The 20,851-nt window shown below is 59.4% G+C and carries 31 protein-coding genes and 1 tRNA gene; 11 read left to right on the top strand and 21 right to left on the bottom strand.

The window, feature by feature from the left end:
• Window positions 1-66 precede the first annotated feature (66 nt).
• The 16 genes from M0D68_RS14315 to M0D68_RS14390 form a co-directional block, all read right to left on the bottom strand.
• Complete coding sequence (locus M0D68_RS14315; protein ID WP_266224621.1) at window positions 67-456, bottom strand: hypothetical protein; 390 nt, start codon at window positions 454-456, stop codon at window positions 67-69.
• Between the two features lie 217 nt (window positions 457-673).
• Entirely contained in the window at window positions 674-1,351 is a 678-nt protein-coding gene (locus tag M0D68_RS14320; RefSeq protein WP_266224622.1) for a phage baseplate assembly protein V, read from the bottom strand.
• A complete protein-coding gene (locus tag M0D68_RS14325; RefSeq protein ID WP_266224624.1) occupies window positions 1,348-1,881 on the bottom strand; it encodes a hypothetical protein in 534 nt (177 codons plus the stop codon). Before M0D68_RS14325 ends, M0D68_RS14320 begins: the two co-directional genes overlap by 4 nt.
• The gene (locus M0D68_RS14330) at window positions 1,871-2,419 is read right to left on the bottom strand and encodes a phage tail protein (RefSeq protein WP_266224626.1); all 549 of its coding nucleotides are present in this window, start codon (window positions 2,417-2,419) and stop codon (window positions 1,871-1,873) included. Before M0D68_RS14330 ends, M0D68_RS14325 begins: the two co-directional genes overlap by 11 nt.
• 13 nt (window positions 2,420-2,432) lie before the next feature.
• The gene (locus M0D68_RS14335) at window positions 2,433-2,729 is read right to left on the bottom strand and encodes a hypothetical protein (RefSeq protein ID WP_266224627.1); all 297 of its coding nucleotides are present in this window, start codon (window positions 2,727-2,729) and stop codon (window positions 2,433-2,435) included.
• A gap of 1 nt (window position 2,730) precedes the next feature.
• On the bottom strand, window positions 2,731-3,726 hold the full coding sequence (locus tag M0D68_RS14340; protein WP_266224629.1) for a major capsid protein: 996 nt from the start codon (window positions 3,724-3,726) through the stop codon (window positions 2,731-2,733).
• A gap of 78 nt (window positions 3,727-3,804) precedes the next feature.
• Window positions 3,805-4,149 (bottom strand): head decoration protein, encoded by a 345-nt coding sequence (locus M0D68_RS14345; RefSeq protein WP_266224631.1) that lies wholly within the window; start codon window positions 4,147-4,149, stop codon window positions 3,805-3,807.
• A gap of 36 nt (window positions 4,150-4,185) precedes the next feature.
• On the bottom strand, window positions 4,186-5,322 hold the full coding sequence (locus M0D68_RS14350; protein ID WP_266224632.1) for a head maturation protease, ClpP-related: 1,137 nt from the start codon (window positions 5,320-5,322) through the stop codon (window positions 4,186-4,188).
• Window positions 5,323-6,834, bottom strand: coding sequence for a phage portal protein (locus M0D68_RS14355; RefSeq protein WP_266224634.1), 1,512 nt, complete (start codon window positions 6,832-6,834; stop codon window positions 5,323-5,325).
• A complete protein-coding gene (locus M0D68_RS14360; protein ID WP_120347878.1) occupies window positions 6,831-7,037 on the bottom strand; it encodes a phage head-tail joining protein in 207 nt (68 codons plus the stop codon). Before M0D68_RS14360 ends, M0D68_RS14355 begins: the two co-directional genes overlap by 4 nt.
• Window positions 7,038-7,059: 22 nt before the next feature.
• Window positions 7,060-9,099, bottom strand: a complete 2,040-nt coding sequence (locus tag M0D68_RS14365) for a terminase gpA endonuclease subunit (RefSeq protein ID WP_323137232.1) — start codon at window positions 9,097-9,099, stop codon at window positions 7,060-7,062.
• Window positions 8,990-9,553: a MarR family transcriptional regulator gene (locus M0D68_RS14370; protein WP_266224637.1), complete on the bottom strand. Its 564-nt coding sequence runs from the start codon at window positions 9,551-9,553 to the stop codon at window positions 8,990-8,992. Before M0D68_RS14370 ends, M0D68_RS14365 begins: the two co-directional genes overlap by 110 nt.
• Before the next feature lie 291 nt (window positions 9,554-9,844).
• The gene (locus M0D68_RS14375; protein WP_266224638.1) at window positions 9,845-10,246 is read right to left on the bottom strand and encodes a hypothetical protein; all 402 of its coding nucleotides are present in this window, start codon (window positions 10,244-10,246) and stop codon (window positions 9,845-9,847) included.
• Window positions 10,247-10,259: 13 nt separating this feature from the next.
• Window positions 10,260-11,330, bottom strand: coding sequence for a helix-turn-helix domain-containing protein (locus M0D68_RS14380; protein ID WP_266224639.1), 1,071 nt, complete (start codon window positions 11,328-11,330; stop codon window positions 10,260-10,262).
• 15 nt (window positions 11,331-11,345) lie between these two features.
• On the bottom strand, window positions 11,346-12,698 hold the full coding sequence (gene dnaB / locus M0D68_RS14385; protein ID WP_266224641.1) for a replicative DNA helicase: 1,353 nt from the start codon (window positions 12,696-12,698) through the stop codon (window positions 11,346-11,348).
• Window positions 12,699-12,725: 27 nt separating this feature from the next.
• Window positions 12,726-13,235, bottom strand: a complete 510-nt coding sequence (locus M0D68_RS14390) for a phage regulatory CII family protein (RefSeq protein ID WP_266224642.1) — start codon at window positions 13,233-13,235, stop codon at window positions 12,726-12,728.
• 28 nt (window positions 13,236-13,263) lie between these two features.
• Here M0D68_RS14390 and M0D68_RS14395 point away from each other — a divergent pair, with 28 nt between their 5' ends.
• From M0D68_RS14395 to M0D68_RS14435, 9 genes are all read left to right on the top strand, one after another.
• Window positions 13,264-13,554 (top strand): hypothetical protein, encoded by a 291-nt coding sequence (locus M0D68_RS14395; protein WP_266224643.1) that lies wholly within the window; start codon window positions 13,264-13,266, stop codon window positions 13,552-13,554.
• Between the two features lie 212 nt (window positions 13,555-13,766).
• Window positions 13,767-14,435, top strand: coding sequence for a helix-turn-helix transcriptional regulator (locus M0D68_RS14400; RefSeq protein ID WP_266224644.1), 669 nt, complete (start codon window positions 13,767-13,769; stop codon window positions 14,433-14,435).
• Between the two features lie 134 nt (window positions 14,436-14,569).
• A complete protein-coding gene (locus M0D68_RS14405; protein ID WP_266224646.1) occupies window positions 14,570-14,731 on the top strand; it encodes a hypothetical protein in 162 nt (53 codons plus the stop codon).
• A 146-nt stretch (window positions 14,732-14,877) separates the two neighbouring features.
• Complete coding sequence (locus M0D68_RS14410; RefSeq protein ID WP_266224647.1) at window positions 14,878-15,084, top strand: hypothetical protein; 207 nt, start codon at window positions 14,878-14,880, stop codon at window positions 15,082-15,084.
• A gap of 2 nt (window positions 15,085-15,086) precedes the next feature.
• Window positions 15,087-15,248, top strand: coding sequence for a hypothetical protein (locus tag M0D68_RS14415; protein WP_266224649.1), 162 nt, complete (start codon window positions 15,087-15,089; stop codon window positions 15,246-15,248).
• Between the two features lie 9 nt (window positions 15,249-15,257).
• Window positions 15,258-15,491 (top strand): hypothetical protein, encoded by a 234-nt coding sequence (locus M0D68_RS14420; protein ID WP_266224650.1) that lies wholly within the window; start codon window positions 15,258-15,260, stop codon window positions 15,489-15,491.
• A gap of 53 nt (window positions 15,492-15,544) precedes the next feature.
• On the top strand, window positions 15,545-15,940 hold the full coding sequence (locus M0D68_RS14425; RefSeq protein ID WP_266224652.1) for a hypothetical protein: 396 nt from the start codon (window positions 15,545-15,547) through the stop codon (window positions 15,938-15,940).
• Entirely contained in the window at window positions 15,937-16,065 is a 129-nt protein-coding gene (locus tag M0D68_RS14430) for a hypothetical protein (RefSeq protein WP_266224654.1), read from the top strand. Before M0D68_RS14425 ends, M0D68_RS14430 begins: the two co-directional genes overlap by 4 nt.
• Before the next feature lies 1 nt (window position 16,066).
• Complete coding sequence (locus M0D68_RS14435) at window positions 16,067-16,300, top strand: hypothetical protein (protein WP_266224655.1); 234 nt, start codon at window positions 16,067-16,069, stop codon at window positions 16,298-16,300.
• Window positions 16,301-16,359: 59 nt separating this feature from the next.
• On the opposite strand, the gene M0D68_RS14440 is transcribed toward M0D68_RS14435, so the two are convergent.
• From M0D68_RS14440 to M0D68_RS14455, 4 genes are all read right to left on the bottom strand, one after another.
• Entirely contained in the window at window positions 16,360-16,809 is a 450-nt protein-coding gene (locus M0D68_RS14440) for a hypothetical protein (RefSeq protein WP_266224657.1), read from the bottom strand.
• Between the two features lies 1 nt (window position 16,810).
• Window positions 16,811-17,362, bottom strand: coding sequence for a hypothetical protein (locus M0D68_RS14445; RefSeq protein WP_266224658.1), 552 nt, complete (start codon window positions 17,360-17,362; stop codon window positions 16,811-16,813).
• Complete coding sequence (locus M0D68_RS14450; protein ID WP_266224659.1) at window positions 17,359-18,048, bottom strand: hypothetical protein; 690 nt, start codon at window positions 18,046-18,048, stop codon at window positions 17,359-17,361. Before M0D68_RS14450 ends, M0D68_RS14445 begins: the two co-directional genes overlap by 4 nt.
• 129 nt (window positions 18,049-18,177) lie before the next feature.
• Entirely contained in the window at window positions 18,178-19,275 is a 1,098-nt protein-coding gene (locus tag M0D68_RS14455; protein ID WP_266224660.1) for a site-specific integrase, read from the bottom strand.
• Between the two features lie 216 nt (window positions 19,276-19,491).
• Here M0D68_RS14455 and M0D68_RS14460 point away from each other — a divergent pair.
• Together M0D68_RS14460 and M0D68_RS14465 are read left to right on the top strand one after the other, a co-directional pair.
• Window positions 19,492-19,566, top strand: a tRNA-Arg gene (locus M0D68_RS14460).
• 233 nt (window positions 19,567-19,799) lie between these two features.
• On the top strand, window positions 19,800-20,009 hold the full coding sequence (locus tag M0D68_RS14465) for a hypothetical protein (RefSeq protein WP_093643810.1): 210 nt from the start codon (window positions 19,800-19,802) through the stop codon (window positions 20,007-20,009).
• Between the two features lie 58 nt (window positions 20,010-20,067).
• On the opposite strand, the gene M0D68_RS14470 is transcribed toward M0D68_RS14465, so the two are convergent.
• Entirely contained in the window at window positions 20,068-20,775 is a 708-nt protein-coding gene (locus M0D68_RS14470; protein ID WP_093643812.1) for a glutathione S-transferase C-terminal domain-containing protein, read from the bottom strand.
• Between the last annotated feature and the right edge of the window lie 76 nt (window positions 20,776-20,851).

The raw sequence follows: 20,851 nt of genomic DNA on the forward strand, positions 1-20,851 counted from the left end.
TACGGTGCCGCTACGTCGGAAGCATCGACATGGTCAGCCACCATAGCTAACACCGCGTTACCCGAATCAGATGTTGTCGAAATCCTGCGGTAGCGCTACCAAATTGCGCACGCCACGCTGGGTGGCAACGTCAGCATGTGCCGCGGCATTGACGACTGCGTCCTCAAGGGTCCATACCTGATTGCGGTAGTAATAGCTTGAGGATGCAGTCCAATGATCAATACCGGACTTGACACCCGGCAGTAGCGTCTTCTTCCCGTCGGTAGCGCTGAACACCGGAAACCAGCGACTCAGCGTGCTGCCGCTACGTCCAAGACACACAAAGTAGTGCCCACCCTGAACTGGCACAGCACCATGTGAAACCTCGCTGTTACCGAATTCTGCAGGGTCGAGAAAAAGCACCAAACCTTTCGCGATCTCGCCGTGATAGTCGTGAGGGGTATTCAGATCGGACATGACTTCACTCCAGGAATTGAGAGGGATACGTAATGACCCAGCCGACGCGTCAGTGCGGGATCTCTACGCCCATTGCACAATGCAAAAGAGTCGGCGGGTGAAACGACAATAGCCCGGCCGCACAGCTAGAAAAATGATGCATTCGTCCTATCAGGAGTCATGTAACGTTCCGCACTGCCTGACCATGCATCCGGCACCTGTCTTCCGGGCCTGGCGATTACAGCGGGGGACTGACCGGGACTCCATCGCCCTTGTCCATATGCGTATGGTCCGGCAACGACTTTCCTCGCGACGTAACGGTGCCGGAAAAGTCCGCATCCCCATCGATCTGCGAGGCGGGACCGCCTGCCGCGTTGCTGCCCGTCATGCCTCCCTGGAACGTGAGTCGCTTCTGCGTCGTGCTATTACCGGTGAAGGTGGAATCAGGCGCATCGACAATCAGCTTCGGTGCGGTCTGCGTGATGCCAGCCGCCGTCAGTTCCATCTGCGTTTCGCCAATGCGGAAAACGATCCGGCCGCCGGATGGAACCGACATGACGTATTCGTGCGCTTCGTGGTCATAGTGCTCGTGCCCGCCGTCCGGATAGTCCGTCGCTGTCAGGTTCGCGACATTACCGTTCGCACCGCCGTGCGTGTCGCTGTAGAAACCGGCCAGCACGAACGCGCCGGCAAGCGTGCCGGATGGCGCCAGCACGACAGCCTGCTCGCCGACAGATGGCGGACACCAGGTGCGGACCCGGCCGGCCGCCAACGTCTTCCACGGCAACAATGCACTGACCCACTCGCCGTTACGGACCCGGCAGCGCGGCGGATCGTACTGAACGCTGTCGATGAAACCCGCCTGCACAATGCTCGCGATCAGGCGATCGATCTCGCCAATCTCGTAGTCGCTCACGGCCCCGCTCCTTCAGACAGATCCCGCGCCGGGTCCCAGTAGCGTCCATCCGTACCGCCCGTGTCCGGATCGACGCCCCACAGCACCACCGGCGCGTCGGCCGGAAACGGAGACATCACGTCGCCGAGATCAAACTCGTGCGTCCACTCGACGAGCCAGACCAGATACGCGTCGAGCTCCGGCTTGAACGGATCGTCACCGATCTGCACCAGCTTTGCCGGTGTCACCGGCACGTCCCACGTCTGCGCATGCACGGCACAGGCAATTCGCGCGGCCAGCTGGCGCACCGCGAGATCCGCGTGTGGTGTGAGCGGATCGAAGATTGCACGCGCCTGAAAGCGTCCGATCAGCGACGTCTGACCGGTACCGGGATCGTGTCCCGGTTCCATTTCCGACAGCTCGACCGCAATGCTCGGCGTTGGAATCTTTCTGCCGATGCGCGGATAGGCATCGACGTGCGAGATATCGGGCAGTCTTGCACGCAGACCGGCGATCATCGCGTCATGCAGCGTTTTCAGGTTATCGAGCACGCCGGATACCTCCTGCTCTTCCTATTGCCTTCTGGATTTCGTAGTTCACTTCCTGCCGCAGGATGATCATCAATCGCGCCTCGCACATCTGGGCCGCCCTGCGAAACGCCGGATCACCGGTCTTCGACCAGTTCACCGTCACGACCTCGAACGGCGTGCGAGCCTTGCCGATTCGCTGGTAGATCGGGCCATCGGGTTTCGCCTTCGTCTGCCGCCACGCGCCATCGAAGCTGAATCGTCCAGCGCGCATGCCCTTGTTCGTCTCACGCACCGAGCCAAGCCGGTGTGCTTCGACAGGATTCAATCCGAGCCAGACCTTGCCTGTATCGGCCGAACGCATGAAGAAGTACAGCCGGCTACGGATTACCTTCTGCGGGATCTGTGTGCCTCGAGACACCTCCTTGCCTGTCTGACTCCTGATCCATGCTGCGGTCTTGCGCAGCGTGCGGCGCCACGCAGCCTGCATCGCAGACGGTGACAACCCCCGTAGCGCAGCTGTCACCTCCCCGATGTCAATCTCGACTTTCAGTGCGTCCATCAGCGCCGCCTCATCAACCAGGTCTTAACAGCAGGACCGTCCAGCCCGTGCCGTCAGGTTGCAGTTCGAACACGACGTATTCATCGACGCCGACCGTCGCGATACTGCCCTCGCGAATCGCAACGGCGTCGGCATCACGCACGCTCACCTGTGGATGCTCGAGCTGTGTGCGCTGCCGTCCGAGATCAGGTCCGAGCCAGGGCGCGGCGAACATTCCTCGCACCGGTTCGCCATCGACCGTAATGTCGTCGTCGGCCAGATCGCGGATCACAGCGTCGTCGAGATCCGCGACCAGATCACGGAACGCCACGTCAGACCGTCAGCTTGATGACGGCCTTCGGACGCGTGCACAAGTGGATCGGATTGGACTGCGCCTCGAGCTCAACGCCCTTGCCGAAATCCATCAGCTCCTGTTTCGCGTAATACGGCAGGCCGTTCGTGTTGACCGTTTCCATATAGTCCGCCGGGGCGAAGCGCGTGATGAAGAGATCCGGTACGCCTTCCGGCACCGCCCACGCTTCGTCGTCAGCCACATAGCCGATGTCGCCGACACGGCCCCGATAGCGCTCGAAGGTGCAGCCACCAAATTCGAACGTGTCGCGCGCATCGCCACGCAGCGCCGACGCCATCGCGGTATTGAGATAGGTTTCCTTGATCGCCTTCATCACAATGAGACGGTTCCAGAAGTTGCGACCGCACAGCACGCGCACGCCGCTGAACGGTGTATTGCCGAGCGCGTCCTCGATCGTGTCGAGCAGATCTGCACACTTGATGCGGATCTCGGTGTCGGCCTTGCCCAGCTCGAAACTGATCACCGTCTGTTTGATGCCAAAACGATCGAGCAGGTCCGCAACAACCGATTTTCCATCGGCATCGAGGATCAATCCCTTGACCGCGCCGATGCGGTGGAACTCGTGCGTTGCGTCGAGCTGGCGGCGCATCTTGGCAAGACGCTTGTTGATCACGGTCTGGATCGCTTCGAGCTCGGTCTCGGAACCGAATGCACGCAGGTTCTGGATTTCGTCGGCGCCGATCGCCGCACGCTGCGGCAAATGCACGGTGTTAAATGGGATCATGTTTCGCTTGCTGCCAACGACGATGGCGCCGGAGGCACCACGCTGCCCGGTCGGGACGAGTGCCAGCGTGTCGCCGTCGCGCTCGATCTGCACCACGGTGGTCGTGATGCCCTCTTCCTCGAAAAGGCCGAGCGTGGCAAGCCGGCTAGGGACCTGCGGCTGCTCGTTGATCGCGGCGCTAAGCGACGACAGCGAGAACGCGTCGTCGTTGAGAAGGGCGATATCCGCCATAAGGATTCTCCTGAAGTGTGTATGTGATGCAACTGTCGAAGTTGAGCGACGGCCGCATGGTCAGAACGATGGCGCGCTCTAGCGCACGATCACGTAGTGGGCAGCGAGATCGCTGCGCGCGGCTGCATCGAGCCCCGTCAGACGAGCCTCAGCGACCTCCGCGAGCCGCACAATGCCGACGGCCGGACGTGGGTCTGTCGACGCCGCAAGTGGCGCGTACAGGATCGCAGTCGCGATTTCGGAACCGTCTGCTGCGGCGTTGTTATAAGGCGCGTATTCGCCGGTGCCGGTCGTGCCGAGCAGTTGCCCGGCCGGCAGCGCGTCGCCCTTCGCAACGATGATCTGTTCACGTGAAATGCGACCCTCGCCTTCCGACAGAAGGAACTCGCCGGTGGATGTGCCTTGGGTTTTGATGGTGGTCATACAGCAGCTCCTTGTCTGCGCCCCAATGGGCCGTTATCAAAGTGATTTCGAATTGCCCTTACGAGCGGCATAGATGGACGACGCCTTTGGCCCTGGCATCACACCGTGCATGGATCGGCCGGCATCATCGGACACCGGCTGCTGCCGGTTATTCACACGCGGTTGCGCCTGCGTGACGCGATCAAACAGTCGCGCGCGCACCTGATCGGGATCAAGCCCGTCGCCCACAAACTGGGCGGTCAGCTCAGGAAGCTTTGCAGCCAGGCACAGCCCAGCAATGTCTGTCGCATTCCGGATCGCCGCGTCGATCGTTGGGCGGTCCTTCAACGCGGTGAGCGTCACGATATTTTCCGCACACATGGACAGGTTTGCTGCACGGCAAGCGTTGAACACATGGGCCGCCAGCACCCCCGGCTCTTCCCGCACGACAACCGGCTCCGGATCCTGTGGCGCGAGCGCAGGCGGGTTTTCTACCGGCGGATCATTGACCGGAGGGTCATCGCCCGCCGGGGCTGTGGGCGACGACGCATCGCTGCCTGCCTCGACGAGCGCCTGCACGGGCTCGGGCGAATTCCTGAAGCGGGCGAGCAGGCCCGCCGCATTCGTCGACGCAGCGAGTCTCACGGGCTCTTCGATCACGTCGCAAAAGCCAAGCGACTGCGCCTCCAGCGCCGTGAGCCACGTCTCCGCATCCATCATCGCGGTCAGCTCTTCGTCCGTCTGACCACTCTTGCGCCGGTACGCGGCGAGGATCCCATCGCGCGCCTTGTCCATCATGTCGGCCGTGCTGCGAAGATCCGCCGCCGTGCCAAGCGCGATCGTCCACGGGTTGTGGATCATCAGCATCGCGTTTTCAGGCATCACGACCTGATCGCCTGCCATCACCACCAGCCCGGCAGCGGATGCGGCCACACCGTCGACGCGCGCCCTGACCTTGCCGGCATATCGACGCAGCGCGTTATAGATCGCGAATGCGTCGAAGACGTCACCACCCGGTGAATTCACAGCGACAATCAATTCAGTCGCGCTGGCCGCCGCGGTATCGAGCTGGGCGATGAATGCCTTTGCATCGGTGCCCCAGAATCCGATCTCGTCATAGATCTGGATCTCGGCGACGGCCGCGCCCTGCGCGTTCGTCATCGCCTTGATGTCCCACCACTTACGGTTTTTCATCTACGGTTCCTGCCTTTGAATGTGCGTATTGGCCACCCCGTCACCCGCGATGTCGCGCGAGCGGGGATCGGTGTCGTAACGCAGGCCAAGTGCATCGGCTCGTGCGTTATCAGCGGCGTTTTCTCCGTCGACCTGTTCCGGGTCTTCACCCTGCTTCAGGATCGACGCCGAGCGACTCGTCAGCCCCGAGCGGATCGCCAGCTTCTGCGCGTTCACATCCTGCACCGGGTGGATATACGGCCAGCCCTGCGGCACCCAGCGCACGCGCAGGTATTCGCGGCGCGTACGATGAAAGTCCGGCATCGGCATGGCGCCTGACAGCGCGCACGCGTCTACCCACCACGCCCAGGCACGACGGCAATACTGGTGAATGAAGATGTTCCACTGCAGCTGCTCGATCGCGCGTCGAAACTCGTTCAGCAGCACCCGCAGCACGCGGTCTCCAACCTCGCGCAGATCGCCCGTGAGAATCTCGTACGGCATGCCGACTGATGCGGCTGCGGCCATGAGCTGCTGCCGCATGAACGGACCGTAATCAGCTCCCGCTCCGGGCGGCGTCGCGAACCGCATGTCTTCGCCTGGCGCCAGCTCCTGCACGGTCCCTGGTTCAAGGGACACGACCGGCGAGAAGCCGTCCGAATCGAAAACCAACCCCTCACCTGTGACCGGATCGCCGCCCAGACCAGGCTCCGCGTTCGGCTTGACGAGGAAGCCCGCGAACAGGTTGCTGATCTCCTGCCGGAACAGCACGGCATCGTCGAAGTTGTCGAGCGAGTGCAAACGCAGCAGCACTGTCGACAATTCCGGGACACCGCGTACCTGCCCCGCTCGCAACGGCTGGAAAACATGCGCAACGTCGTCAGCCGGCACACGCACGGTCACCAGCCCGGCGATCTTCATCCGGTTGTATTCGCCCGGATGACGACGCAACAGGTGATAGGCAACCCGGCGGTCATCTGCGTCGTACTCGACACCGTTGATGACTTCCCCACCGTTCGGTCGCAGTTCGTTTTTTTCGACCGGCAGCAGATCGCCCTCCAGCACCTGAAGTTGCAGCGGCACCGAAAGCCCGTCGTCGGGATGACGCATGCGTCGCCGCACCAGCACCTCGCCGTCGCCAAAGAACGCACGTGCCGCGAGCGTCTGCTGACCGTAAAAGTCAAGCAGACCATCTGCGTCGGACTCGCCGACCCAGTCGTCCCAAAGTTGCTTTTGGTGTCGTCGGATTGCCGGGTCCGGATGTTGCGGATGCGGCTGGATGCCGGTGCCGATCGTGTTCGATACCAGCCGCGCGATCGCCGTCTTCGCCCACGGGTCGTTGCGAATCGCATCGCGCGCCCGGCTGCGAATCAGTGGCAGGTTCTGCACCGCTGCAGCGTTCGGCCCGGCACTCGATGTCTGCCACGATCGCCCGCGCGCGCCTGCCGAGCTTGCGGCTTCGTACGCCGCGGCTTTCAGGCGTGTCGGCATGACGAACCCGCGCTGCGCGAGTGACGGATAGGAGCCCTTCATCGCACCCCCTTGCCGCCATGACGCAGGCGAAACACACGCGATCGGGGAGTCGCACGATCGAGTCCGCGCACAATCTCGGTCTGAGCCTCGCGCAACTCTGCAATCGAGCGATAGCGGACCTTGCGGTCGGCGTACTGAACCTCGAGTTCGCCCTTGGCAATTGCGGACTGGATGCGGGCGAGATCCGCCGCTGTATAAGCCATAACGTGCTCCTGTCAGATGCTTCTATCGGCGCTTCAGATACGTTGACCGTGCCGTTCGACGGCCCTGAATGCGCGAAACCCCGCTCGGGGGCGGGGTTTCGTGTGTGTTGCCGGGCACGGCAGTCGCCGTGGGAGGATCCGTTGGCGACTCGATGTCCGCCACCTGCGGCAAGCCGGTGGCAACGGGCACCGCGTCGAAGAGCGAGACCTGTGACAGGCGATGCTGCTCGAGCATCCAGTGCGCCTCCGTCATGAGGTGCGTCTTGGCGCTGCGCGCCGCGTGCAACGCGTACACCTCGCAATCAAGGGCTTCGTTACGCGCGCCGGCCTTCTTCTGCCAGACGCGCTTGCTGCCGATGCGCCCCGGTACCTTTACTTCGGCGGTGACCTGCTGCAGATAGTCCGCGCGTACGCCCTTGTACCAGTGCAGGCGGCCGGGGCCGTCCCCTTCGAGTTTCAGCCGGTTGTCGAGGATCAGATCCTTGGCCTTGCTCACGCCCACCATAAACGGGCGCAGACCGTACTTCGCGGCTTTGCTGTTGTTGCGTACGGAGTCGACCGATGCCTTCGGCACACTGAATATTTCCGCACCAACATCCTTCGCGCCCTTGATCGCCACGATGTTGATGCCGCGCTTCTGCGCGACGCGCACATAGCGATAGACCGCATCTGACGTCGAGCCGTCCGACGAATCGATTGACGCCGCCCTTACGCGCAACACCCAGCCATTCGCATGACGATAGCCCTGCGTCAACATGTCCGTCAGCGCGCCCCACACGCCACCCACCATCGGATCCGTGCCCTGCTCCAGGACGTTGCCGTACAGTTCGTCCCACAGCACAAGCCAGCTTTCCTCTCCTCTCCCCCACGCGCGCAGCACGATCGCAATCCGGTCATGCTGCACGTCGATACCGGCGGTGAGCACCAGCGCGCCGACCGGCACCGTGAAGACGCCATAGTCGAGCGCACGCTCGGCGAGCAGATCGATTTCAGGGATGTCGCTCTCGTACTTGTACGGTCGTCCCTCGGTGTTGTTGACGAACGATCGCATCTTCGTATCGTCGCCCGCGCGCAGCGCTTTCTCCGCGACGAGCCGCTTCTTCACTAGCTCCGCGAGTCGCGAGCCAGGAAACGGCGACACGAGCTCGTTCAGACGAAAGCCAGCGACGCCATGAAACGCTGCGGTTGCGACCCATCGGCCTCGGCGCACCGCGCGAAACCGGGCCGTGTCGTCCCACAAACTGCCGCAGAACGGGCACGCGTAGCGCGCCGACGCTGGCGTTGCCAGCCCAAACACCTCATGCGGTATTGCAGCGTTCTCGGACCACGTGACGTTGTCCCAGGCCAGTTCGTGCTCTTCGCCGCAATCGGGACACGGCACCAGATATCGACGCTGGTCCGACAATTCATAGGCCTGCGCGATGCGTGAGAAACCATCGATCGTCGGCGTGCCACCGAAGATCACCTTGCGACGGCTGTCGGAATAGCTCTTGTTGCGCTCCTCAAGCAGCGTGATCGAGTCGCCCTGCTCGCGAACGTTCTGATTCGCATCGTCCGGCTCCTCCACTGCAACCACAGGAGCCGGCGTCGACTTCACGTCGTCCGGTGCATTGGACGTAATGAACTTGAGAAAGCCACGAGCGAACGTCTTGTGGTCCCAGAGATTGTTCTTGTCGCGGCCAGCATGCACAGGCAGTTTCGCCGACAGACGCGGCGTGACCTCGACCATTGGTTCAAACTTCTCGAGGTTGAATTTCTTGGCCGACTTCTCCTTCGCGAACATGATGATCATCGGGCACGGATCGATATCGATTCGCCGCCCGACGTAGTTCAACAGAACACCGTCGGTCCACGCCACCTGCGCCGACTTCATGCACACAACCTTCTGCACGCGCGGATCGTCGAGCGCTGCGTGCATGCCGTGCACCCAAGGCGTGATGTCCGGGTTGTATTTACCTGGGCTCGCCGCCGCCTTGGCACTCAACCGGCGATAGCGCCTCGCCCAGTCCGTCGTCCCGATCTTCTCGGCCGGCGTCAGCAGTTTCGCCAGGCGCCGGATCACTGTGCGGACTGTCTGGGTCGTATCGAGCCAACTGCTCGAGACATCCATTAACGTGTTCATTCAACAGTTCGACATCAACGTCGACCCCATAGAGCGTGCGCAGCTCTTGCGCGATCTTGTCCGGCAGCGACAGCAGGTCCGACTGGAAGGCGCCGACCATCTGCCCATAAGCGCGCTCCAGCTGTTCCGCATTGACGAGCTGCCCCTTCTTCTCCGCGAGCGTGAGAATCTTGATCTCGCGTTCCACACGCTCGGTCATCGCGCGCTCAGTGGCGAGGTCGTAACCGCCATCGCCTACACGACCGGACGCGATCCCGCGAAGGTGCCGGATGTACTCGATCCGGATGTCGTCGATCGATGCCTGCCGGTAGTCGATGCCGAGCTTGTCGACAAGGCGCGAAACGGCCGACTGATCGAGGTCGAGATGGTCGGCGATCTGCTGTTGGGTTGGCATGAATATGACCCCCCTTGGAGAATCACCAGTAGAGAAAAAACGCGGGTGTGAGCCCCCGTGTCCAGAAAGCCTATAGGGTCCCCGGCCGCCTCGCGATCCTGTCGCATGCGGCCCAATACCATGCACGGCGGTCTATTCAGACTGACGACCGCGAATTTCGATTGCCCAATGCAAAAAGCCCCGACGCGTGAGCGGCGAGGCCTTGAATTCCTTCAGGCGAACGCATGCCCGGAAAAGGCCGCGTCACTCGGTAGGAACCGGAATCAAATTGTGGATCGAAGTGTAGTAGAGCTACTTTGTTTCCGCAAGCGGTTTCTCTTTCATTCGATCAATGATGGCCTGCATCGACACATACTGCGGCTTCACGTCAGCGAGCTTCTCTTCGATGGCCCGCTTCGCATGAGCAAGCGCGAGATCGAAGATCGACGTCGGCCGAACCTTCAGGCCGAGCCGGCGGCAGATGACTGCAGGGTGCGCGCGCCAGACGAAATGCATCTGCAACACCTTGCGATCGAGGAGCATCAACCGGCGACACGCCAGCTCGACCTTCTGCGCATCTTCGCTATCGAGCGTTGCGTCGACCGAGGCGCCCGGGACTGTGGGGAAGTAAATCGTCGCGATCATCGAATCGCCACGGCCGCTACCACCACGCTGTGCGCGGGCCCAGTTGTTCAAACGCTCATCGAGTGTCATAAGGTTCCCCGGTTCAATCTTCGTAATGGCCGATGTGCTGTCGGCAATAGCCGCGCCGCGCTGAGCCGGCGCCAATAATCGTGCTTGCGGCATGCGTGCAACGACATCCGTTTTCTACGTGAGCGCAGACCCGGTCGTCCGGGGCACTCGCTGTCGGTTGAGTCGACGCTTTCCCATGCTTCGCCGCGATCGAACCGTTTCGCCGAACACGGAGCTCATCCCAGTTTTTTCGCAGACGGGCCGGCGACGTGATGACCTTCGCCCAAAACCTGTCGCGACGTGCGTAGCCAAACAGCTTTCCCATTGCATCGGTCGCGCGGCCATCGAGCACGATCATCGCGTCCACCTCGCGCGCCCACGCCTCCATGTCCGGCTTTGCAATTCCTGGATCATCGGCCTGCAGTCGTTCGAACATCCACCGCGCAATTGACAAACTCGATTCATCGTGGTCTTCTCTCTGAACGCCTGTGGCTTCGTTTACCACTGTGGGTTGAGAGAGAGAGGGTTTTATACAATCTCCGTTTACTGGGTACTTAGTAGGAACGTGGTGCAGGTAACTTTCGGAATTCGGTGCGTGCGAGACTGTGCCAACCAAGTCACCTGCACCTCGTTCGGTCGATGTGCCCGAGTTACCTGCACATGGTTCATTCAATTCGCCGCAGTTACCTGCACGTGGTTCCGAACCGCCCACTTCTTGAGCACGAGTGGAACGACGTTCATCCTTGTTCAAAATTTCATCAGCGTTTGACGCAGCCGCGAGATCCAAATTGATCGCGTCGCGCTGCTGCTTTGCGACTGCTTCGGGAATCGAGAATCGGTAATGCGAGTGCGCCCACTTGCGGTTTGGCCGGCGCGATTTCCAGCGCGCCAGCCAGCCGTCACGCTCGGCTATCGCAAGGTGCTTTGCAACGGCCCGCTCGGATAACGATGCTCTTTCTGCGAGAGATTCGATAGACGGCCAGACAATGTCATCGACTGCATTTGCGTATTCCGCGACGACGAACAGGACCAGCTTCGTAGTCGACGGCAGATCGCTGCAAGTCATGGCGCGACGCCAGGTAAAAAATGGTGTTACGGTTGCCATAGATCAATGCTCACTTCACGGCGAGGCGAAATTCTCGAACCGGGTTAATGCGTTCTGGAAGGTAAGGCGCACCGTGCCGATCGGCCCGTTGCGCTGCTTTGCGCAGATGATTTCCGCTGTCCCGCGATCAGCGCTATCGGGGTTATAGACTTCGTCGCGATAGATAAAGAGAATCACGTCGGCGTCCTGCTCGATCGCGCCGGACTCCCGCAGATCGGACATCACCGGACGTTTGTTCGGCCGCTGCTCGAGACCTCGATTTAGCTGTGAAAGCGCGATCACAGGTACTTTCAGTTCTTTCGCAATCAGCTTCAGCGAGCGCGAGATTTCGCTCAGTTCCGCGGCGCGCATGTCGTTGTGCGAGCCGTCGCCGTTCATGAGCTGCAGGTAATCGATCACAACTACGCCGAGTTGACCAACCTCGCGTTTCAGCCGGCGCAACTTGCCCTTGAGGCTGGTCGGCGTGAGGCCGGCACCCTCGAACACATGGATTGGCGCATCGGCCATCAACTGCACGCCGTGCGTCAGGCGAGGCCAGTCATCCTGCTCGAGCTTGCCGGTACGCAAACGATGCTGGTTGATGCGTGCCTGCGAAGCGAGCATGCGCTGCGTCAACTGCTCAGTTGGCATTTCAAGCGACGCAACGGCAGCAGGCAGACCCAGGCGAATCGCCACGTGCTCCGCGATGTTCATCGCGAATGAGGTTTTGCCCATTGATGGTCGTCCACCAACGATGATCAACTCGCCACCGTGCATTCCGTCGAGCATGCGGTCCAGATCATCGAAACCTGTCGCTGTCCCGGTTATGCCGGCAGCCGGCCCTTTGTGATAAAGCTCATCTACCCGCTCAACCACACGCGTGAGCGAGGGCACGATTGCGGTGAAACCATCAGCACGTTGATCGACGTCAGACAGCCGCATAAAAGACGCCTGCGCCTGGTCGATGATGTCGAGCACTTCGCGCCCGGCCGTGTTGTGACAAAGGTCGATTACCTGTCGCGCCGCGGCCATCGTCGCGCGCAACAGCGAGCGAGCACGCACGATCTCCGCATAGCGAACTACGTTCGCGGCACTCGGCGTCGACTGAACGATCTCGTTGAGGTATTGGAGCGGCTGTCGGATCTTCGATCCATGGGCCGACAGAAATTCGTATATGGTGATCGCATCGGCCTGGCGCTGTGTGGCCAGCATCCGCGAGATCGCACGAAAGATAGAGCGATGCTCGGGTAGCGTGAAGTCCTTTTCGCCGACGAGGTGCACAATCCGATCAAACGCTTCGTTATCAAGCATGATCGCGCCGAGCACGGCCTGCTCTGACTCTATCGACGCAATAGGGTCGCGCGCTTCCAATGGGTCATTTTCACCCATGTAGTCCCCCGGTATGCGAAGTGCGAGTTAAACTCGATTCAGCGCTGCTGCTGCGCGCGCGATCGTGATCGTCTGTTCGATCTGGCGCTGACCATCGCGCCCGATTCTTTCGATTGCCTCGACTTCGCGCGGCTCGATCACACCGTCTTCTGCCGAACGGCGCACCTCCTCAGCAAGCTTGCCGGTCTTGTCGCTGACGCCAAGTGCGGCCGTTACGAGCGCGGTTATGCCGTTGCGGGCATCTGGGCGCGGGGCCAATGAGGCAACCAATCCGAAACGCGCGTTGAACGCATGCACCGCGTCGAGCGCATGCGGCTGGTTCTTTTCGAGCATCCATTCGACGATCAGCTCGAACATTTCGCCCGAGATCCGGGCGCCCTCGACTTCGCGCAGCTTCAGACGAAGCGATTCGCCGGTAAGGCGGATCCCACGCCGCTCAGTCAAAAAGCGCGCAGCGTCCTCTACCTTTCCTGGCGTCTTGAGTACCGACGTATAAAGGACATCGATCCATGTTGTGTCGCTGTATCGGCAGGTCACACTAACCCCTTGTGGATAACTATTTTTCATGCTGTTTACGCACGCTTCGATTTCATACGATTCATCCATCAACAGCACATCGGTGAAACAAATGAACAAAAGAGAGAGCACTCACGAGCGTGAGAAAAAGGCGGGCTTCCACGCCGTGCCTAAAACATCAAGAGATCGAGAGATGCGCCACCACTCGTTCCGGCGCAGAGCAAAGGAAGCGATCAACAAAGAGATGCGCCAACGTTTCGCGGAACGTGCGTTCAGACAATTCATGGCCGCCGTGCTGGATCCGGGACCACTTCAGCATTTCGGACGGCGTCCGGATTGAGCGCGCGAAACGCGACCATCCATGATTCTGGAATGTGGTTGCTGCTCACCCACTGCGAAATGCGGCCTTTACTTAGCCCGGTTATGTCCATCACCCGGCGCCGGCCGCCCATCGCTTCGATAATGTTGGTCGCGTTCATAAGCGCCAGTATAGAACGCTAAACTAAACCATGACAAGCTTTCTAAACCGAAATTGGTTTAGATTCTTAAACTATGACGCTCAGCGAACGTATCCAAACCATCCTTGACGAGACCGGCGTAGACAGCGTCACACTCGGCCGCCACGCAGGTGTCTCTAAGGGCACGGTGAGCCAGTGGCTATCTGGTCAGATCAAGTCCATCAAGCTCGAGTACGCCGTCGGCATTCAGAATGCGCTCGGCTACAACCCGGTATGGATCGTCATGGGCAAAGGAAACAAGAAAACTCCGGGGGTTGAGCACAATGAAATCGAATGGAATCCTTTGCCGGTTGCCCCTAGTCGCGCCATACCGGTTTTAGGCATGGCGCAGCTGGGAGACAACGGATACTGGGCCGACATCGAATACCCAGTCGGACAAGGCGAAGGCTTTGTCGATTTCCCGACGTCGGACCCTGATGCGTACGCGCTGAAGTGCGCCGGTGACTCGATGCGTCCGCGAATTAAGGACGGTGAGTACGTGATCATCGAGCCGAATCGGGTTGTCGAACCTGGCGACGAGGTTCTGGTCAAGGCGACGGATGGTCGGGTGATGATCAAGGAATTGGCTTACTCACGGGCAGGCCGCATACACCTGCTCTCAACAAACGAAGCCCACGCAACCATCGCCATCCCGAAAGAGAACATCAGCAAGATGCATTACGTTGGCGCTATCGTGAAAAAGTCGTCTTGGCGACCAGTCTAAATCGCCACAACAAATATCCAGAACCCGCATCCCGCGGGTTTTTTTTCGTCAAGCGTCCTGAACCGTTTAGTTTTATTGACCGACAGAGGTTTAGTGTTCTAGACTTCATCACGTTTTCCAAACAGAGATCCGTGATGAAAAGCTACCGCTGCTACTACCTCATGAAGGGCCAGGAGCCAAGCCCGCTCTCGCAGTTCATCGTGATACAGGCCGCTGACGCAGTGAGCGCCGCTCAACAGGCCATGAATGTCACCGGCTGCGTCGGCGTGACCGAAGTCATTCGCGTGCAGGGCTGAAGTATGAGCCGCGCGAAAAATCCCATGCCCTTGTGGCTGATCTGCCTAATCAGCGCCGCCGTGTGCGTCGCTATCTCAGCAGTCAATCCGGACGACGACCCGCAGACGACAGCACCCGTATCGGCTCAGCGTATCTAAGGTACGCCATGGAAAGGAGCCCGCTTCCATCCCACCTGCTGCGCGTTGAATGGCAATTGCTTCACAAGTCCGGGAGTTTCGAAGAGGCAATCGCCAGCGCCGAAGTGCGCCGCACGCTTGAGGCGTCGGCGCGCGCACGCGAAGCGCGCGAGTTGCGTCGGCAGCAACAGCGAGGCGATGTGAAGCGGCGCGCGAGCGGCGACTACGACGACTGACCATGACGCGATACCACTTCCGCTGCCACTGCTGGGCCACTCGCGGTTGCCTGCGCAAACATCCGGATCATTTCGACCGCTTGCCGCGCCGCATCACGTGCGGCAAGCGCACATTCCGCGATGACGACTTCGCCGATCGCAACTACGATGGCCTCGCGGCCTGAAAAATCAACATGCCAAACATTGCCCAGCTCGCCGGCATACTGCCGCGCGATCCCAAGTTTCGCGAGTGGCTTTCGTCAGAGACGCAAGTTGAGCAATTGACTGCCGACGAAGCCGCGGAAATCATCCGCACGGTCTGCAAGATCGACAGCCGCCGCGTGCTCGCAACCGACGAGGTCGCCGCCACGCGCTTCCATAACCTGGTGCGTCGCCCGTTCATCAAGTGGCGCTCAAAACAGCACTAACCTTAGCTTCCACGGAGAAAACGCAAATGTCCCTGATTGGTCCCGGAGCCGGCATGAACGAACTTGACATCATTCACTACGCGGCGCGCGCAGCGAATCTTGAGACGCGCCGATATCACGAGGCGGTTCACGTACGGCCGCGTCACGACGCTACCGCACCATGGCGTCCCTTCAATCCGTTGAAGCGCGACTCCGACTCGCAGAAACTGGCAGTCGCCGCCCGCGTCGACGTCAGTCATCACGACGCGTATGTCGCCGCGATGGCCGGCGTTGGTGCGATGCGAATCTTCACGCACGAAGATATCAACGTCGATAGGCTGCCCGACCTGGATTGCGCTGAACGGCGTCGCGCGATGCGCCGCGCTGTCACTGAATGCGCTGCATTAATCGGCCGCGATTTCGGCCCGCTTTGGTGGAAGAACGCGCCTCTCTTGCGGAGGGATGCATGACACACATTGCACCCGCGCATTTTCTCGAGAAAAGCGTGAACATGGCACTGGTCGGCTGCGGCGCATTCGTCAATCTGAAAACCGGCCAGTTGCGACCGCTGCCGGTCGCCAACGGGAGCGAATGAGATGGGACTATTGACTCGCGCGTATATCCTTGAAAAATTCGGCGTGCGCCTGACGATGGGGCAGCTAGCAAACCTGCTCGCGATGTCCGAAGGCACCATCCGCAATCAGGTCAGCGCAGAAACGTTTCCGATTGCAACTTATAAGGAAGGCGCTGCTCGTTACGCCCCTTACGATGCAGTGGCGGAATACTTGGACGAGATGTCAAAAAAGGCAAGAGAGCGGGCAGAAACCTAGAGGACTGCTAAGGTGAAAGCGGCGGCAGAACAGACCGTCGCTCGATCTCGACTTGTCAGCTATGCCGATCTCCGGCGCATGTAATGCGTGCATTCGCCATAAACTTCACCGGACACGTCCAGGTCCGCGCCGTGCCGCACGTCGAATGCCTTTCCTAGTTTGCTGGTCCATGCGCCGTCAGGCAGTTGCCTCGCCATATGTTTCGCCATCCCTGAAACAGAATAGATGACGACCTTTTCGTAACCCTCTTCCAGCGAGCCGTCGTCACAGGGCAAATATCCGATCGTCTCGAAAGCCGCCGTGAAATTTTGCACCGACTCGTCCCGCAGCGGGAGACCATCGGGCCAATAGGCGTCGGGACTTGGCCACCACCATACGTCGTTCTCATCCGCTGCCCACGCTATGCAGTTATAGTGCGGATCTTGTGGACTGGTAACCGCGAACGTATCCCGGTTTATTGCTGGAAATGCTGCACAGATCTGATCTAATTGCTCCCCGGTATGGTACATATTATTCGATGCCGTTTTCTCCAGCCCAATTCAACCACGCGTCGACCATTCTCCGGACGCGGCCTCTATCTCTTTGAGGAACAGGATCGTTCCGAGTAATGACGCGAAGGGCCCAAAACCACTGAGCGGAAGTCTCTCGCAGGTCATCGATTATCCACGGCACCGCTTGCGGACCTAATCCAATTATCTTTTGATAATTTTCATTCAAAACTAAATCGCTATTCGAGGAGACATACTGAGTCTCCCGCTTCCATAGATCTCGCAACTGCTCAAATACAACTTTCACCTGCTCATCCCGAGCAAACCGATGCTTTCCAATTTCGCCCTCGGCAGAAATTCTTTTCGCACGAATTGAAAACTCAGCGGACGAACGCTTGAACTCGACAACAAGCGCCTTCTCAGCTGCGTGCCCGACGCGAAAATGCGACGTGAAAATCTCCTGCGTTGGCTCAGGCCGACGCCTCACCTTAATCCAGTTCTCGCCTTTCGTCTCGCCAAGAGCTTGGCTCGCCCGACGCGCCGATTCAAAATCTCTGTATGCGTGAGCCGTCATTCGTCTCTCCTAGCTTCGCTAATCGGAATGAGTGGCGTATCCAACTGGCGTATCACTGACTTAATTGATGCGAATCTAGACTTTATATTCTCCAGTTCTACGATCAGTGTATCGACGTCGATCTCATCCAACGAGATCGTTTTGTCGATGTACTCCGTACCATCGAATGATGTTAGCTTAAGCGAAGAAAAAACCACAAAACCTTTTACTTCGTCAGACTCTGGAAAGAATACCGGCCGAAGGTCCACAAAGCTATCTACTTGCGAAAATGAATTCGGCAGATCAGACATAGTCGAGGCCGAAACGACACTCAAGGCCAAACCTTCATGTTCGATGAGTGCGGGCAGACGTCCCTGAAGCCTTTCCGAATCTTCGTCATCAAGTCCGTGTTGCTTGCCTGTAAGCGCTATCTCCTCAAAGAAAACATCCCAAAAATCATCAACTTTAGGGGAAATCTTCCAGTAGACGAGGGCCAAACCACCAATGGTCTCGCGAATTTCCTTCGCTTGGTTGAACTCTATCTGTGCGGAATCAGAAATCAAGTTCGCCAAAGCAAGCGAGTGAAAAACACTCGGCTGATATCCTTTTAACGCTTCCGCAAGTGCCTGGTATCTTTCATCGGACAACGCGCTAATCAGCTTTAGTCCAACATACCCTTGCTCCGGAATCGAAAATAGATCAGACATTACGCACCTTGGTTATAGTTAATACGCTCGCGCGCTGTGCAGAGCACGCTATGGGTTCGATACTAACACCTGCAGCTGGACATGCTGTTGCCGTCGCTGCGCGGCAGCAACAGCACGTCCTGAAGGCAGTCACGCTGCCCGCACAACCCCCAGTCGCCCCTTCCTCGCAACTGTTGCAGGGTCGAGGTTCGTATAGCGCTTAAGATTGCGCCAGTCCTTATGGCCGGTAACCGCAGCAACCTCCGGAATCTGCCAACCCGCCTCGAAGAGCGCGCTAGTTGCCTCATGCCGCAAATCATGAAAATGCAGATCGACGATGCCCTTAGCATCGCAGGCCTGCTTGAAGTACTTGCTCGCAGTGCCCTTGTCGAACCGGAAAATGTACTCATTCTTGTGCGGCGGCGTCTTCGGATCGACCTTGCACTTCTCAGCGTATTCCGGCGGCACCGGGTAACGCGGTTGCCGCATGATGACTTCGAACGCGTCGCCAATCAGTGGGATCCACTCATTGTTGCCGACCTTCTGCCGGGGATGCTTGCGATCGCGCACCAGCGCGAGGTGATTCTCGGCGTCGATATCATCCCAGCGCAGGTTGAACAGCTCGCCACGGCGGAACGCACACTGCATGGCGACGCGTAACAGATCCGGCATCGCCTGTTGACGCTCCGGATGCTCGGCGAACCACGCAAAGATTTTCTCGATTTCTTCCGGTGTTGGTCGGCGCTCACGCTTGCCGCCGGCTTCGATCAGGCGCAGATGGTGGAGCGTGGGGCGAGCCGTACCGATCGCATCGGGCAGCGTCAACTCGAGCAATGACCCCATGTGGCGCAGGACAGTGCCGAGCTTCGAGATATCCATGTCGACGGTATAGCCACCGGCGCCGGCTTTCCTACGATCCTGCGCAAACTTGACGATACGTTGTGTCGTGAGTTTCGCTGCAAAGTCACTTTCGAACGCATCTTCCAGTCGCTTCAGGATGTAGTCCTCGTTTGACTTTTCCTTGACCGGCCGCCCTGATTCGGCGCGCGCTTCGCGGTATTTCCTCGCGAGCTCGCCGACCTTGACGGTGGCCGAGTCGACGGCATTCTGGCCGTTGTCGATCTCGACTTCCTTGGCCCGTGCCCAAGCCTCGGCAGCACCTTTCGTTTTGAACGTTTTTGCTATACTCTGCCCTCGCTTGCGCACCTGGGCGCGCCAGCGACTGCCGACTGGCAGGATTGAAGCCATGTTTTACCCCGTTCGAAAACTGTAGCAGTGCCAGATCACTTTTCGGTGCTACAAGGTCAGTTTGTAGCAAAAGTGTAGCAGAGGCTGCTATAAACTGGGGTTCACGGGCTGTCACGGCGCTTCATTTAGGAAGAAGCAGAAAGGCCGGAAACGCCCACGGGACAAGGCTGAAGCCAACAGTAGCAAGGCCCCAGTCGTCCCATTGAAAACATCTATCTCCCCGTAGTTCAATGGATAGAACAAGTGCCTCCTAAGCGCTAGATACAGGTTCGATTCCTGTCGGGGGGACCAATCAGCAACATCCAGACACATCAAAAAGCCCCGCCCGGCATTGCCCGGCGGGGCTTTTTTGCCTCCGTCATTACCCACGCGTCTGCCGAATACGGAACGGTTGAAGCCCAATTCTCCTCTGCCCTGCGTGCCAACCGTACCCGCCTGACCACATCCGCGAAATCCACGCAGCCTATAAACCCACACCACCCACCAACACCTAAAGTATTCCCCGCGCCCGCCGAAAATCAGGCATGGAAAACGACGACCGCCTCCGCCCTGGCCATCCTCTATATGAAGAAGCGATGGCTCTCGAATTGACCGTGCGCACGCTGCGTCACGCACGGGGCAAGAAGAATCCAGAAGACGTCCTCTATGCCTCACCCGAGTGGAACGTCGTCAGCGAGGAGTTTGTGCGTGACCTTTACCGAGCAATGGGTGGCAACCCGGCCGAACTGCCCTGACCGCCGCAACGGGTCTCGCCACCACATCGCAGTCGCAGCACAAACCACCCTCACCCCATCACGCAGGCCGCTTCGGAATATCCAATCCCCTGGCCACCGCCGGACGCGCAACAAACGCCGCCAGCACTCGCTTCACATTCGAAAACTCATCAATCCCGACCAGATCCCCGGCTTCATAGAACCCGACCAGATTACGCACCCAAGGGAAAGTCGCGATATCAGCGATCGAATACTGATCACCCAAAATCCAGTCACGCCCTTCAAGCCGCTGATCCAGCACCGCCAGCAACCGCTTCGCCTCACCGATATAACGATCGCGCGGGCGTTTGTCTTCGTATTCCTTTCCAGCGAACTTGTGGAAGAAGCCCACCTGGCCAAACATCGGGCCGATGCCGCCCATCTGGAACATCACCCACTGGATCGCCTCATAACGGCCAGCAGCATCCTTCGGAATCAATTGACCGGCCTTGTCCGCCAGGTAAATCAGAATCGCGCCGGATTCGAACAGCGGCAGCGGCTTGCCGTCCGGACCGTTCGGATCGATGATCGCCGGAATCTTGTTGTTCGGATTCAGCGACAGAAACTCCGCCGACATCTGGTCGTTCGTATCGAAGCGCACGAGGTGCGGCTCATAGGGCAATCCGGTCTCTTCGAGCATGATCGAAACCTTCACGCCATTGGGCGTCGGCAGCGAATACAGCTGAATCCGGTCCGGATGCTCGGCAGGCCATTTCTTCGTGATCGGGAAGGCGGAGAGATCGGTCATGGATGGTGTAACCCTTATGCGAAAGCTGCGGCTAAAAATGGGAATCGGGAATCAGCGACCGGCCGAAAGACCGAGA

The sequence above is a fragment of the Paraburkholderia sp. SEWSISQ10-3 4 genome, assembly GCF_030464785.1.
Taxonomy (GTDB): domain Bacteria; phylum Pseudomonadota; class Gammaproteobacteria; order Burkholderiales; family Burkholderiaceae; genus Paraburkholderia; species Paraburkholderia aspalathi.